Genomic DNA, 15,899 nt, shown 5'->3' with positions numbered 1-15,899 from the left:
AATTATCTTACTGGTGCCGTGCCCCTACCCATCTGTCGCATTCTTTTTTCAAAATGGTATTACCCTTTGGATATATAGCAAATTACCAGTTGGTGAGATAAAAATTATCGTTGATTGTAGGGGCACTGGCACTGCCATGCCCCGAAGCGCGTACTGTTCTGTTGTTGGTTCCATCTCACCCTTCGCTGTCGTCCTAATTGAGTAAAACCCAACATGATATGAGTTAAGCTCATCCCCTAAAAGGCAATGGCATTTCACGGGCATAAGGCATTTGTGGCTTTTCCTTGCCCCATGCCCCATACCCTATGCCCCAAGACCGCGCTGCCGAACCCGTAGGGAGGTTCATCCCACCCCATCAAGGAGTAAGCTTTCCCGCCGACTTTCTGTAAATGCTGGGCTTCACTCAACTTAACTAGCGGGATGATTGGGTGGTAGCTGTTCTGGTGGTGCTTCTGCTGGGGGAGCAAGTACCGCATCCGGTGCAATTTCTTCCACAGGAATCGGTTCTTTGTTCTCAGTTTCCGAATTTGCTTGCGCTGCTTCCACTAATTCCGGTGATGGGGGATTTGGTGGAATCACTTCTGGTAGCGTCTCAGTTGTCGCTGCTGCTTCTGTAGTAGCGGCTACCGCATCCGTTGGCGTTTCTGCTATGGTAGTTTCCGGCTCGGTAGTAGTAGCTACATCTTCTACTGGCGTTTCTGTAACAGCAGTAGTATTATCAATAATCTCTACAGTCGGTAAAACTGTGCCAGCAGTAGATGTTGTTGTAGTAGTTGGTTTTGGCGGTGCTTTTTTCGGAGTTTTTTGAAATTTATCTTTTACTCCCGTCAAGGTGTTACTAACACCCTTTTGCAACTGGCCTAATCTATCTGTTAAAGACAACTTAGTCACCTGTTGCTGAATTGAAGTTTTCACCGCATCTGAACTGGGTACTGGTGTTTGTTGTAGCTTTGGCGTGACTTGGCGACGTAAAGAGAGGGTTTGCCAACCAAACCAACCCAAAAGTGCAACACTAGCTACATGACCCAGCAAAAGGCCACCATTAATACGCTGTGCAAAAACCCATAATATCAGTGCGTAAAACAGCCCTACACCACTCCAAATAAAATCATTCTTGCGATGGATTTCTGGAAAAAAGAAAGCTGCTAAGTAAATGGTTAAGCTCCCAAGGCCCACCGCTAAAGCTAGGACATATGCCAGCATTATTTGGTAACTCCTTAATGTGTCATCTTGACTAGGGATTAAGAGTTAGAGGTTAAGGGTTCAAGGTCAGAAAATACTCAAGTCCCTAGTCCCTAATGTCTAGCTCCTAGCCCTTGCAATTGGATATTTTAATTTTGCAAATTTTACAAGTTAATTGTTGATTTAGATACAAATTAAAACTAAATATCTATGTTAGCTGTGTATTTCTGCCGCCAAACTAAATTCTTTCTTAATGTCTTCTTTAGGAGAGAAGCGAAAATATCGGACTACCCTAAAGATAAAAGGATCTGCAAGAGTTAGCCAAACATAGTTTATGACCCTACAAAGCTTTGGTGTGATTGGTTTAGCCGTTATGGGCGAGAATATCGCTCTAAACGTCGAGCGTAATGGCTTCCCAATTGCAGTTTATAATCGCTCCAGAGAAAAAACCGACGCCTTCATGGCTCAACGTGCGCCAGGACGGAATGTCAAAGCCGCTTTTACCCTAGAAGAGTTCGTAGCTGCACTAGAACGTCCCCGCAAAATATTAGTGATGGTGCAAGCTGGTAAGCCAGTTGATGCGGTAATTGCTCAACTAAGACCCTTGCTGGATGAAGGCGATATCATCATTGACGGTGGCAACTCTTGGTTTGAAGACACAGAACGCCGCACACAAGAACTAGAACCCACCGGACTACGCTACATTGGTATGGGCGTGAGTGGTGGTGAAGAAGGCGCACTCAATGGCCCTTCACTTATGCCTGGTGGGACAAAAAGCTCTTACGAGTATTTGTCACCAATTTTTAACAAAATCGCGGCGCAAGTCGATGATGGCCCTTGTGTAACATATATTGGCCCCGGTGGTTCTGGTCACTACGTAAAAATGGTTCACAACGGCATTGAGTATGGTGATATGCAGCTAATTGCTGAAGCCTACGATTTGCTGAAGAATGCCGGTGGACTTGATCACAATCAGCTGCATGAAGTCTTCGCTCAATGGAACACCACTGATGAACTCGATTCATTTTTGATTGAGATTACGAAGAATATTTTCCCCTACATCGACCCAGAAACAAATTTACCGCTCGTAGATTTGATTGTGGATGCAGCCGGTCAAAAGGGTACTGGACGTTGGACTGTACAAACTGCATTAGAATTGGGTGTTTCCATCCCCACAATTACCGCCGCAGTAAATGCGCGGATCATCTCTTCCATTAAAGATGAACGGGTAGCCGCATCCAAAGTTTTGACAGGGCCTAGCGGTAAGTATGATGGCCAAGTTAAAGACTTTGTTAACAAAGTGCGTGATGCTCTGTATTGCTCAAAAATCTGTTCTTACGCTCAAGGGATGGCATTGCTATCCACAGCCTCAAAAACATATAATTGGGGTTTGAATTTGAGCGAAATGGCGCGGATTTGGAAAGGTGGCTGTATTATTCGCGCTGGCTTCTTGAATAAGATTAAGAAGGCTTTTAACGAAAATCCAGCATTGCCTAACTTGCTTTTAGCTCCAGAATTTAAGCAAACAATTCTTGACAGACAAGCAGCTTGGCGGGAAGTAATTATCACAGCTGCCAAACTGGGAATTCCTGTCCCAGCATTTAGCGCATCTTTAGATTACTTTGACAGCTACCGCAGCGCACGCTTGCCACAAAACCTGACTCAAGCACAACGCGACTACTTCGGCGCACACACCTACCTGCGTACCGATAAGCCTGGAAGCTTCCACACTGAATGGGTTCCCATTACTGAAGCTAAGAAATAATCATCTCCATCTTGTAATGGGGTAGCCAGGTTAAATACTTATTTAGCTAGTGGTTCTGATTTTCAGAGCCACTTTTTTGTTCATTAGCAACACATCATGCCACAGAGGAACTCGTTCCCCCAGCAATCAATGCAGGTATTAACACCGCATCAATCACATGGATCACGCCATTATCAGCCAAAATATCAGTTTGCAGGACATTGGCATCATTGATCTTCACTACACCACGAGCAGACTCAATGGCTAAAATTGACCCCTCAAGTGTTTCTGCTTCATTAATTTGCACCAAATCATCAGACCGAACATCCCCAGAAGCTACATGATATGCCACAATTTTCTTTAATTTGGGAATATCTTGCAGTAGCTTATCTAAAGTTCCTGCGGGTAGTTGAGCAAAAGCATCGTCAGTTGGTGCAAAAATTGTCAAAGAGCCTGGACGCTTGAGAACTTCCGTTAGTCCCACAGCTTCCACAGCCTGCACCAAGGTATTGAAATTTCCTGCCTGAATCGCAGTTTCCACAAGATCAGCCATGCGATTATGTTACTTTATTAACTTGCTGTTACAACCTACTTATAAAAGGACAAAAGTTTCTCAACCTCTATCAAGAGAAAGGTTAGGAGCGATAACACAGCAGTAGATTTGTTAGTGCTGCTAAACTGGGGAATAACACAGAACGGATGAAGAATCAAAGATTAAGCATGAAAATGTTGTGTTTCATACTTCATAATTAAAGCTTCATCCTCCCGATCACCATAAGAACCACTGACTATGCTAAAGCGTTCTAAGTTCGAGACAACTCAGTCTCAGATTATGCACCGTGCTGAGGATCTGATTAGTGCAGCCTCAAATCGCTACCGCATTACAGTTCAAGTGGCAAACCGTGCCAAACGTCGCCGTTATGAAGACTTTGAAAGTGCAGAAGATGCAATGATGAAACCTGTACTCAGGGCAATTATCGAAATGTCTGATGAACTGACTCAGCCAGAAATTATTGGCGAAGTATAAAATATAGTCCTGGGTTGAAAGTGTTGATTTATGAGTACTGTATGTATTCTTGTTGCACTTTTAACTCAGAATATTTGCTTATGAATAAAAAATTTTCTCCCGTTTTGCAGTCGAACTTTATAGTGAAAACTCTCCAGTTAGCAATACTTTTCCTTGTAGGGGCTGGAGTTATTTTAGGTTTGGGGATAGATAAATCAAAATATACAGTTTTTCTCACTGTCAAACCTGCATTGGCTCAAAGAATCAGCCCTGGTGAAGTATGGCAGCAGGTGTATCAACAATTGCCAGATTTCCCGAAAGAAAATCAGTACATTAGCAACGAAACTGGTAAAGTTGCCGAAAATAATACCTTAGTCGGTCGCTTAATTAGATATCACGTTTATGTCAAAGAGCGTTCTCCAGCTTATCGCTTAGATTGGAAGCTGACATTGGCTGATTATCTGAATGCCAATGAAACTATGTATGATATTACCTATCCAGGACATGATACATTACGAGAAAATCCCATAGAAGGCGATCGCGCTGCTATTGCCAAGCTTACCCGCAGCCAGCGAAATGCCTTAGTGCAAGTCTTAACCAACATCTTTAGTTCTAGTTATTCAGCAATACCCCAACCATAATTAGTCTATGGAACGTTTAGTTAAAAGCGGCCCTGGTTGGCGTATTGGTTGGAACCCTCATGCACCTGAGTTTAAAGGTTTATTGGGTACAGATGATTGGGCAATTGAATTAACCGAAGCCGAGTTGAACGACTTTTGCCGCTTATTGGCACAGCTAGCCGACACAATCAAACAAATAGCAACCGAATTGATGGATGAAGAAAAAATTGCTTGCGAGGCCGAAAGCGATTTATTATGGATGGAGGTAGAAGGCTATGCCCACAGCTACAGTCTGCGCTTCATCCTGAATACAGGACGCTGTGCAGAAGGTCAATGGGATAACTCTGCCGTGCCTGGTTTGTTGCAAGCAGCTGAGATGCTCAAAGTTTTTTAAATAAACCTCTTGATTATCCTCAAACTTCTTGCTACTATGATAATTCTGACCGGGGCGTAGCGCAGCTTGGTAGCGCGCCACTTTGGGGTAGTGGAGGTCGTGGGTTCGAATCCCGCCGCTCCGATTATTAAAATCCCTAGCCTGCCTTCCTTTTTAGGATTCGGCAGGCTTTCCCATTTGAACCTTAACGCGAACCGTACCAATTTCGTACCAAACCGAATATAACACCCTTCATTCAGCTTGTAGGTGATGTTTTGTTAAGTTGTGTAACAAAACCGCTCGCCCGATCGCCCTTCGGGGGTTATCTCTCTCCATTGGGGATAAATCTTACCATCTGACAAAAAAGATAAGCTGCAATGCATCTAATTTGTATATAATACGCGGGCAAGATGCCCGCACTACAATTATTTTGCGTTTTTGACTTATATAATTTAGCTGCACAACAGCTTATCAGGACACAATATTATTGTGTCCCTACTAATCATCTGCAATGGGCTGTATTTTCACGCCATGAAAGTAAAGTTACTAGCAGTGAGGGTATTGGCGGTAATTCCGCGTAAGGAAGCTAACTCCGAATTTCCAATTTTCACTAAAGTATCACTACCCTGTTGTATTAAATTTAGGTCATTGAATTGAGTTAATCCAAGACCGCCAATGCCAATGATGTCAATTCCTGGAGTAAAATCGGTAACAATGTTTTTACTAATTGGAATACTAGCATTAGCAATCCAAAATTGATCGCTACCAGCACCACCAGTTAGGCGATTACCACCGCCTTGTCCAGCAAATAAGATATCATCACCATTACCACCTAGTAAGGTGTCATTGGTGTTAGCGAAAAGTGTGTCATCATCGGAACCACCATTAAGTCGGTTATTGTTACCGTTACTGGTGAGGATGTCGTTACCAGAACCACCGAAGAGGAATTGATGAGAACCTTCAATTACTTTCAGGGTATCAGAACCAGCACCCCCAGATAGACGATTGCTACCACTAGCTTCAACTACGGTGAGTTCATCGTTACCTGCATCACCATTAACAGTAGTATTTTTAGCAGGGCTATTCACACCCACAAAAACGCGATCGCTTCCATTACCTGTTGAGACTAAAGAGTCGCTACCAGCAAATACTGTGTCATCACCGTTACCGGTTTTAATGTTATTGTCTTGGCTACCCTCGATAGTATCTGCACCGTTACCTGTGGATATAGTTTGACCAGGCTGGAGATTGTAGATAGAACCTGGAATCTCTGATTTTTTGGCAGGATCTACTTCAAACTGGCTGACAATTTGCGGTTGACGGTTGGTAACTGCGCTGGGGTTAGCGACTAATTCCTCACGGGTGTATGGTTCTATACCATAGGTGGTAACAGTTAGCTTTTGAGTTTGGGGGTCAATATTAAACTCAGTCCAGCCGTAGGTTTGAGTGGCGATGTAATCTCCTTGTAATAGTTTGGCGTTAATTAAGCCGTTGGCTTGGAGGAGATTGTTATTTAAGCCTACAGGATCGTAACCGAGAGGAGTTAAACCAGCGTTGATCGCCTGTTTGATGAAATCGTCTTTGTCGTTGGCTAGACTATCGGCATCATTTACTACAGGGAGGGAATTGTATAAGGCTTTTTGCGCAGGGGTGAGAAAGTCTGCTACTGTGGGGCCTAAGGGTGCATCGAAGGCAACAGAACCCGTGCTGATTTCAAAGGCACTGGTAGCAATTTGTGGTTGTCCTGGGGCTAATTGATAGGTGAGATTGTTGACGACTGTACCGTGAATATCAGCAGTGACAAAGACAACATTACTGATGTTGTTGTCGTTGATGAACTTGAGAATTTCCGTGCGTTCGGCGGCGTAACCTTCAAAGCGATCGCTTGCTGCCAGCACCCCTAAATTCTGAATTGGCTCTGGCACCATGATAAACTTCCAGGTGATGCCATTTTTCTGGGCTTGTTTGAGGTCGTGTTTGAGGTCTTTTAGTTGTTGCTTTCCTAATAAAGTGCGATTGCCTTGAAATGACTTACTCAGAAAATCAGCAACTTGCGCCGGATCGTTGGGATTAGTAACTCCTGGTAATTCTGGATCTCGGAAAGAACGAGCATCGAGAACGAAGGTGGCAGCATCACTGCCGTATGTATTATAACGGTAAAGTTTGCGTTCTCCATCAGTGCGGGCATCTCCTGTTTGACCGTAGAAGCGATCGCGGATGGGGTTGTATTCTTGGAAGGCTTGCAGACCGTTTTCGTATAGGGGCGAGTCGTTGACTAAGCCGGAAGTCGCACCGAATAAGGCTTGTTCGGCGGCGGAGGCGGTTGCTAAATTCTTACCGCCGGGGAAGTCGTTGACTACTTCATGGTCGTCAATGGTTGCGAAGATAGAGGTGGAAGCCCGTAAATCTTGCCAAGTATTTTTACCATAGCGATCGCTGTAAACTTCCGCTTGTTTGGCGCGGTAATCTTCTAGAGTTGTAGCTTGGGCTTTTTCTGTCCCGTCTGGGTTTCTCAATCCCGGTGAAGGATAGTCTGCATAGATGGTATCGCCAAATTCAAAGAAGAATTTCAGATTCGCCTCATCGGCATTGCTAATAGCTGGATAGGGTGCTAATTCGCCGCGCCAGTCGCCAGAGACACCGAATTTTAACCCTGCTTTTGTCCCCAGACTTGCAGCCGTACTAAATTTACCTGTGGCGGTTGCGCCTGCTGCATCGGTGACTCTGTAATAATATTGAGTTCCCGCTTGCAAACCACCAACATTAACTTTCACAGGCTGGTTGATATTCGTCACATTGATGGTTTTCGTGCCGGCGATCGCACTAAAGTTAGCATCAGTGCTATATTCAAATTTTACTTTCCCTGGGAAGATACTCCGCGCCCAGAGAACTGTAGAGTTTTGGGTGGTGTCACCGCTAGCGATTCCATTCACCGAGATGGGTGTAGCTGCGTTGGCGACTTGTTCACGGCTGGTTGGGGTTGCACTCCAGTTACCATCGATGGGGGTAATTGTAATATTTCGCTCTAAGAATCTACCCCCTTCCGATGACAAATCCCCTGTACCTGTATTGCTGGAAGCGCCTAAAGTTAAGCCAGGAACACCAGGCTGAATTTCACCAACCTTTAAACCCAGGCTGCTAGCTTGGTCAAATTTGGTAACTGCTACCCCCGTAATTGTGCTGAATTTGGGGATATCGGGGTTATAAGCGGGGATATTGATATTTAAACCCACACCTTTGGGAAGTAAATCTGCATTACTACCTTGAGTGGCTTGGAGTTGGTTAATTGCATCAACAACCAACCTAGCACCGATTTCATAGGCTTTTTCGGTGCTGGATTTGTCGCCTGTTTGTAACCCAGCAAGGTCAATTCCGGCGCTAACTGCGATCGCGGGAATACCATTTTGTAATGCAGTCACCGCCGCACTGATTGTACCAGAAGAAATGGCATCTAAACCGATGTTTTCACCTTCGTTAATCCCGGATATTACCAAATCGGGTTTAGCAATTTTCTCTTTGTTGGGGAAGATGTAATCCAATCCCGCCCAGGTGGTAACAACCGGAGTACCATCGACATACCATTTGTTTTTGCTGGTATCAAATTCTGCGACTTCGGTATTCTGAAAGATTTTGTTGGTGTTGATGGAAGTACCTTTCCCGCTTTGTTGGTCTTTGGGTGCGACTAAGATAACATTATGACCAGCAGCAGTTAAGGCTTTGTAGATCGCATCAATACCTTTGGCTTGATAACCATCATCATTCACCAGCAAAATATTTAATGCCTTGCTAGCAGGTTTGATTTCATCCGTTAAACCAGGGACTTCTAAGTTAGCAAGAGAACTCAGTGCTTGACGTTTATCTGGAGTTGTACCCCAATCGCCATCAAAAGGAGTGACTGTCACCTTACCTGCTAAGAATTGTTCGCCTTCTGAGAATGGCTTTGGTGTAGTTCCTTTAGGTAAAGAATTTTGGGTATAAAGTATACCTTGACCTGTCCCAAAGTTAGATGGTAATTCCCCAAATTTGAAATCAAAACTACCTGCACTATCAAACTCTGTAAAGGCTATACCTTTAATTTTGTCAGTTGCGGGGATATTGACGTTTAAACCGATGCCTTTTGGTAATATAGCTGAATTATTGCCTTGTTTTGCTTGTAATTGGGCAATTAAATCGACAACGTAATTAGCGCCAACATCGTAGGCTTTATCAGTACTGGGGTAGCCTGTGCTACGTTCTGCTAGTTTAACACCCGCACTAACTGCGATCGCAGGTACACCGCGATTTAATGCAGATACCGCCGCACTCAGAGTACCAGAAATAATCCCTTCTAAACCGAGATTTTCCCCTTCATTAATTCCAGAAATCACTAAATCTGGGGGATTATCTTTTAATATATAATCGATTCCTGCCCAGGTAGTAACAACAGGTTTCCCATCCACATACCATTTATTTGGTTCATAATTGACAACCTCCAAAGGTCTACCAAATTTATCAGTATCCAGGGCTGTACCTTGACCGCTTTGTTGTTGCTTTGGTGCAATTAATGTGACTTTATGACCAGCCGCAACTAATTTATTGTAGAGAATATTGATTCCCTTCGCCTGATAACCATCATCATTGACTAAGAGGATGTTTAGGGATGTTTTGGGTTTAGTAACTGCGATGTTATTTGGTAATTCTAAAATTCCCAATCTTTCCGCAGGAGTTTTCCCGGTAACGTTGAAATCGTTATCATTAATTAATGCCAGAGTGTTGGGTGCGACTAATGCTAAACCTTCTAATTTTTCCACCCCGGTGTAACCCAACTGTGCAGCATTAGCTATTAAGTTTTTGCTGACAGGGGTAATTTTTGCTGTAGCTAATTCCGCCGGAGTTAGTTGTTCAATAGTTTTACCAGATGGTAAGCTAAATTTAGCAGGATTATTGATATTTGTCGCGCCTTTTAAATCAATTTGGAAAATTAATTTATTCCCCGCCGATGTTCCATTATCATCTCGTTCGACAACTGCAAATTTACCGTTACCCAGAGAAACTGCATCGCCAATTTTATCAGTCGCCGGTAAACCTTCGAGAAGATATAAATACTCGCCTGTTACCTGTTTGCTGATGATATCAAATTCTAAAATTCTCAGGTTGCGAGAGGCTTTAGAAGTTCCGTCATTGGCGACATCAGGGTTATCAATTGGACTTTGAATAAAGGCGTAGAGTTTAGAACCTTCTAAAGCGACAGCTTCAAATCCGCGATTGTTGCGACGTTGGGCGTAAACTTCTGGTAATATCTCAGTTCCAAAAGTACCCGCACTTTGATCGGGATTAGGTGCAATTGCAGTACCTTTGGGGATAAATCTATCAAGTAATTTACCCTGACTATCAAAATGGTAAATTGCTGGGCGGTATTCATCCACCATCCAATAATCACCATTTTCCGCCACGACAATTCCTTCTAAATCTGCACCTAATGGATCGTTAGGTAGAGGTTTATTATCTAAATCAACACCAATTTCATCAGTGTAAGCTGTACCATTCGCCCCAGCTTGTAGATTTGGTAATCCGGTTAATGGAGTTTTACCATCTTGACGAAATAAACCTGTTCTCTTGGTAATTTTAATTTCGCCTGTGGTGCGGTTGAGTTCAAAATTAACGATTTCAGGTTGAAAATCTGGTAATAAAAATGGTCGATTTGCACCCACAGGTTCGCCATTGGGGCCTCTATCTGTATTGGTAACAAATCGCAGATTACCATTAGGTGCGATTCCTTGGAAATACAACCCCGAAAAACCACCCAAGAAAATATCTTCACCTTTGGAAGTTGTGCCTAATTTGGGTAGGTTTTTAAAGTCATATATAGTGAGTTTAGGTTGTGCAACAGGATTGCGGGGATTGTAACTAGTTGTGTCAATTTTTAAAGGTGTGGGTAAGGCGTTAGCGATATTTTCCCAAGGTACTAACTTAAAGTTAGAGTTAATATTTTCAAACTCTCCTTCATCTTCGACTAATTTAGCTGGTTCATTAGAACCATCTTGAGTTACAAATAAACCATAGGGAAAGTTAGAACCTAGAGGTACGTTAACCACATCCGCACCATCAGATTCTTGGACGCTATCAATTCCCCCATTACTACCAACCGCAAAGTTACCCAAATAATCGTTGTTTCCTTCACGGGTATAAGCAACGAAGGTATTATCACCTTGGCTGGATGCTAATAAATAGCCTGTACCATTTTTACCGTAGTAAATAGTTAAGCCTTCCACATCATCGGTGAGGTGACTACCACCCAAGCCTTTAACTTTATCAATTAACTTACCGGTTGTACCACCATTGGGTTCTGCTGAGAATTTCCAAATCCCCAAATCTTCTTGTCCGATGTAGAGGAAACCTGTTTCTTGGTCTACAACCATTCCCTCTGTCTGTGCTGAACGTTCAGAATCGGAGGGTGAAGGAATAGTAAACTCTCGTACTCGTTCCGCGCCAATTTTACCATTACCTTTGTCTATTAGTTTAAACTGGGCGATATCTCCAGTTTCCCGACGACTGGTAAAGACGTAGTAATCATTGGTAATCGGACTGCGATATAAAGCTAATCCGTAGGAACTGCGAGAAGATGAGGAATAAGGCGCAAGAAAAGGTGGTGCTTGGAAAATTGTGCCAATACTGCTGTCGGTAATGTTTTCGAGATATTTACCGGGGGTGGTGGGATTAGGATTTATCTTGAATATTGCTAGTTTATCGTTACCGCGATCGCTCGCGACGGCAATATCTATTTTTTCCCCGCCTAATTCAAAACCATATTGCAAATCAATGTTGTTGTAGCGAATTCCACCCGGATTTACTTCCTGCAACAGATTACCAGACAAGTCATACACCCTCAGTCCGGCATTTTTCACCGAGGTAAGAACTAGACTATCTGCCGCATTGTTAGCATTAATATAGATAGCAGGGTCATCAGCATCCGCACGTTGGTCTGTAGGTAATGTCTCATCGTCAAATAAATCAGGACGAGTTTCGACTTTTGGCGCTGCGGTAGGGACTAAATCTGCATCTAAAGTCAAAATTTGCGTAAATTGGGCTGGATTAAAGTTATTATCGCTCACCAAAACTATAGATTGACGCCCATCCGCTAATTTCGCACCAAAAGCTATACCCTCGATATTATCTGTACCATTCGGCAAATCTAGGTCATTTAAATTCAAAACTAGCCGTTTTTGCGCTGGTTGAATAGCCGCTAATTGAGTGTCGCTGAAATCTTTGATTGAGTCGATACTGCTAATATCAGTTGCACCTTGCAGAGTAATTTCGTAAATTTTAATTGTATTCCCGACACCCTGCGCAAAAGAACGTTCTACAGCTAGTAATGTCCCCCGATTATCAATCGCTAATAAATCCACCAAGCCGTTATCACTAAAAGCTGTTGCTGGGTTTGGGGTAGCAGCTGCATCTGTAATATAAAGATATTCCTTTTCTGGCTGTCCCGTTACCAAATTGTATTGCAAAATCCGCGATCGGCTACCGGTTGTAGTCGTCACCCTTGACCCATCTTGAAATAAAGCGTTTTCTGTAGCGGTAAATAAGGTTTTTTGATCAGGTGTAATTGTCAGACTTTCAAACGCCAAATTATTATATACCCCTGCGGTTTGGGTATCGCCAGCATCGACAACCCCATTAGCGTTTGTATCCTGAACCACTGGTAAAAACTTCTTAGGGACAGGTAAACTGCGGACTTCTTGCCCCGTAGTGAGAGAAAATTCTTTAATAAAGGGATTAGTCACCCTACCCGCACCAAGATTTACCTCACCCTCAGAAGAGATGAAAACTGTACCATTGTTAGTTAACGCAATCCCTTCTGGATCAAGACTGTTGATAGGGAAGAAATTGCCGTTAGCATCTTTGAGGGCTGTAACATTGGTAAAATTCACCCCAGTTGTGGAAATATTTGCAGGGTCGGTAGTAAAAGTATAAAACCGGGCAGGTGCAATTTGAGAGCGATCGTCAGAAATAGCATAGAACTGGTTTTTAGCTGCATCATAGGCGACACCAGATAAGCCACCCAACACAGCTGATGCACCATTGACTGTTCCCGCTTCCCCTGAGGGAATAAAGTCTGTTGGAAATGTAGTTTCTCCCAAAAATTCCACTTCAGGAATCGTTTTCCCTGGTGTAGTTGCGCCTACTTCCACATCTGTATATACTAAACGATGGTCGGAACTGGGGAAGGGAAAAGTACCTACCAAAGGAAAATTCGGGTCAGTATTTACAGGCCAAAATACGGCGGAATTACTAACAGTCAAATCAGCCGAGGGTAATACATAGTCAGTCCGCAGATTACCGGGTGCAGTGTCAGCAAAGTCTGCGGTATCAAAATTTGCATTACCCTGTTGAGTAAGGTTTGCACCACCTTGTAAAGTCGCTTGTTGTGCTGCGCCCAGACTGCTAGGAATTACATTAGTATTGATGCCAGGATTCTGTAATAATTGGCGGATAGCATTGTCGTAACTATCACCATCTACAGGGTCAGCATTTTGATCGCCCATAATCACAAAGCTAGAACCAGCAGCAATCCCGCCTTTTTTACCTGCATCATCATAGATGTAATCACCTTTACCAGGTGTGATATAATCTGCCCAAAAGCGAATCTCATCATGATTGCGTTTACCGTTGCGGTCTTCGCTTCCATCAAAAGTTGGTGGTGTGGGATGACTCACGAGAACATGAATTGTCTCACCGTTAATTTTAATGGGTACATCCCAATGACTTTTAGAAGAAAGGCGTAAAGCGTTTTGTTCTTCTGAAGAATACCAAAGAGTATTAGAATTAGGAATTGAAATTGTAGAAAGTAAAGAATCTGGCATATCCTTCCACAGAAAATTTTGGAAGGTGCGAATATTATCAGTATCAATAGGATGTTTAGAAAGTAACAACATTCCAAACTGACCGGGAAAATTACCAAATCCAAAAGCATCATCGCCGTATCCAGATGCGCCTGGGGTGGTGACAATTTTACCGTCATTATTTAAATCAAACCCCGAAGCAATTCCTGTATTTGAAGGTGCGATATAAAAATAGGGATAATTAACAGGATTTGCACCGTTTTGACTCACAGCTAGGTAATTTTGCAAAAATAATTGCACCGCCTGTGAAGGGTTTCCTTGGATATAATCAAATTCATTGATTAATAGTATATCGGGATTGTTGCGCTGGATAATTTCGGCAACAGCTTTCGCCTGATTATTATTAGGTGTAGATAAATCAGTAATTAACTGACCATCAGCATTCCGGTTTAGGGAAGCATTGAATTGCGAAAAGCGAATTGTGTTTGTGGTTACCATAGGTTAGTACTGAGGTGAATTTTAAATTGAGAGAATAGGAGAGGTTATTTAAGGGTATAAACTATACATTTTTAAGTTTGTTATTGACTGAGTAAATATATGAATTAGTCTCACGCAGAGGCGCAGAGGCGCAGAGAATTAGAGGCTTTATTTTATCCTCATCCTCAGTCATATCTATATAATTAATATCTATTTCAGTAGTTCAAGTTATCGTGGTAACGTTAAGGAATCGCTAGCGTAAGGTTAAAGGATTAGAATTATCGGGATTCGCTAATTAAAATTTAGGTATTAAGCTGTTATGTAGAATACTATGCAGTTATTAGCCGTATAAAAATACTTATTTCGTAAATAAATAAAAATCTATTATTTCGCCGTAAATTTATTTAATTCAATATCGATATTTCCTTAGTTAAGGCATCGTATAATTTATAAAAATGTTATATTAAGTAAATCGTAAGGGCGAGGTAACCCCACCCTTACAAATGCGATCGCATAATTTTTGAAATATACACAAGCTTAATAAAAAGCTCGTTGGATAAACCAAAATAAGCCCATAGCGACAACACAACCAGATAACAAGCGTCGCAGATTTAATTCCCAAGGATATTTTTGGATAGTACGCAACACCAAAAATGCGAGAGAAACGATCGCAATTTGTCCCAGTTCTACGCCAATATTAAAACTAGCCAGGGATACAGCCAAATTAGACTGACTCAGATGAATTTCTTTGAGAACTCCAGCAAAACCCAGCCCGTGAATGAGTCCAAAGATAAATGTCAGCAACCAACGTCCACGCACATCTTTACGCCAAAAATTTTCTGCAGCTACATAGACTATTGTGAGTGCGATCGCACTTTCGACAAAGCGGACTGGTAAACTGACAATATTCAATACTGCTAACGACAAAGTGACGGAATGAGAAATAGTAAAAGCTGTGACTACTTTCAGCAGGTAACGCCAACCACCGCCTAACATTAATAAACTTATCAAAAATAAAACATGGTCATATCCTGTGATAATATGCTCTATTCCTAGCAAGATAAAACTGCCGATTTGTTGCCATATAGAAGCGTCAATTAAGGCAAATTCCTGCTGTTCGGGAGTAAATACCAAATTGTGAGTTTTTCCGCCTTGAATTACAGTAGCTAAACACCGGGCGGTGGGGACATTGGGTAGAAATAAATCGTAGTTGATAGTGAGTGCGCTAACTGGTTGTGACCAAGTGTAAGTTAGTTCTAGGGTCGTGTGAGTATTGGTATTACTCTGGATATTCGCTGGTAAGTTATTGGTGGGTGTAACAGCGATTTTACCAGCTTCGCCTTGATTATCGATCAGCCGGATGCGATCGCCTAAAAATTTCTCTAGTTTTGTTTGATGGCTGGTAACTTCATTAGTGGAGAGTTTTCCATCCCGGTTATCGTCAGAATCAGCTACTAAGCCTGTAGGAAATGTTAAAATAATTCCGGTTTTTGTCGGTTCTACTGTTATCTCAGCTACTGCTAAATCTGCCCAATGTGCTTGACTGGGAGTAGAAAAACCAATTGTTAGTAATAATGCTCCGATAAAGGAGATGAGATAAATTTGATATCTGCGCCAGTAATTTTTCATGGTAATTTGTACTGTGTAAAAGTTAAGAAAATGATTTTTAAAA

General features: G+C 42.5%; 8 protein-coding genes and 1 tRNA gene. 5 read left to right on the top strand and 4 right to left on the bottom strand.

What is annotated here, in order from left to right:
* Positions 1 to 408: 408 nt before the first annotated feature.
* Entirely contained in the window at positions 409 to 1,203 is a 795-nt protein-coding gene (locus AACW45_RS09660; protein WP_190632778.1) for a Ycf66 family protein, read from the bottom strand.
* A 313-nt stretch (positions 1,204 to 1,516) separates the two neighbouring features.
* On the opposite strand from AACW45_RS09660, the gene gndA reads away from it, so the two are divergent.
* Positions 1,517 to 2,947 carry an NADP-dependent phosphogluconate dehydrogenase gene (gene gndA, locus AACW45_RS09655; protein WP_096647240.1) on the top strand — a complete coding sequence of 477 codons (1,431 nt, stop codon included), beginning with the start codon at positions 1,517 to 1,519 and terminating at the stop codon, positions 2,945 to 2,947.
* 94 nt (positions 2,948 to 3,041) lie between these two features.
* Here gndA and AACW45_RS09650 read toward each other — a convergent pair whose 3' ends face one another.
* On the bottom strand, positions 3,042 to 3,479 hold the full coding sequence (locus AACW45_RS09650; protein WP_190632777.1) for a fasciclin domain-containing protein: 438 nt from the start codon (positions 3,477 to 3,479) through the stop codon (positions 3,042 to 3,044).
* 237 nt (positions 3,480 to 3,716) lie between these two features.
* Between AACW45_RS09650 and AACW45_RS09645 the strand changes: the two genes are divergently transcribed.
* The 4 genes from AACW45_RS09645 (at position 3,717) to AACW45_RS09630 (ending at position 5,070) form a co-directional block, all read left to right on the top strand.
* Complete coding sequence (locus AACW45_RS09645) at positions 3,717 to 3,953, top strand: DNA-directed RNA polymerase subunit omega (protein WP_096593431.1); 237 nt, start codon at positions 3,717 to 3,719, stop codon at positions 3,951 to 3,953.
* An 80-nt stretch (positions 3,954 to 4,033) separates the two neighbouring features.
* The gene (locus AACW45_RS09640) at positions 4,034 to 4,573 is read left to right on the top strand and encodes a hypothetical protein (RefSeq protein WP_190632776.1); all 540 of its coding nucleotides are present in this window, start codon (positions 4,034 to 4,036) and stop codon (positions 4,571 to 4,573) included.
* A 7-nt stretch (positions 4,574 to 4,580) separates the two neighbouring features.
* The gene (locus AACW45_RS09635; protein WP_190632775.1) at positions 4,581 to 4,946 is read left to right on the top strand and encodes a DUF1818 family protein; all 366 of its coding nucleotides are present in this window, start codon (positions 4,581 to 4,583) and stop codon (positions 4,944 to 4,946) included.
* 50 nt (positions 4,947 to 4,996) lie between these two features.
* Positions 4,997 to 5,070: transfer RNA gene (locus AACW45_RS09630), tRNA-Pro, on the top strand.
* Positions 5,071 to 5,449: 379 nt separating this feature from the next.
* Here the strand turns inward: AACW45_RS09630 and surE are convergent.
* Positions 5,450 to 14,248 carry a 5'/3'-nucleotidase SurE gene (gene surE / locus AACW45_RS09625; protein WP_242045502.1) on the bottom strand — a complete coding sequence of 2,933 codons (8,799 nt, stop codon included), beginning with the start codon at positions 14,246 to 14,248 and terminating at the stop codon, positions 5,450 to 5,452.
* 516 nt (positions 14,249 to 14,764) lie between these two features.
* Positions 14,765 to 15,856, bottom strand: coding sequence for a HupE/UreJ family protein (locus AACW45_RS09620; protein ID WP_190632774.1), 1,092 nt, complete (start codon positions 15,854 to 15,856; stop codon positions 14,765 to 14,767).
* Between the last annotated feature and the right edge of the window lie 43 nt (positions 15,857 to 15,899).

Source organism: Calothrix sp. FACHB-168 (assembly GCF_963889195.1).
Lineage (GTDB): Bacteria > Cyanobacteriota > Cyanobacteriia > Cyanobacteriales > Nostocaceae > Aulosira > Aulosira anomala_A.
Note: the sequence above shows the minus strand (reverse complement) of the source record. Positions and strands in the feature narration are given on the sequence as shown.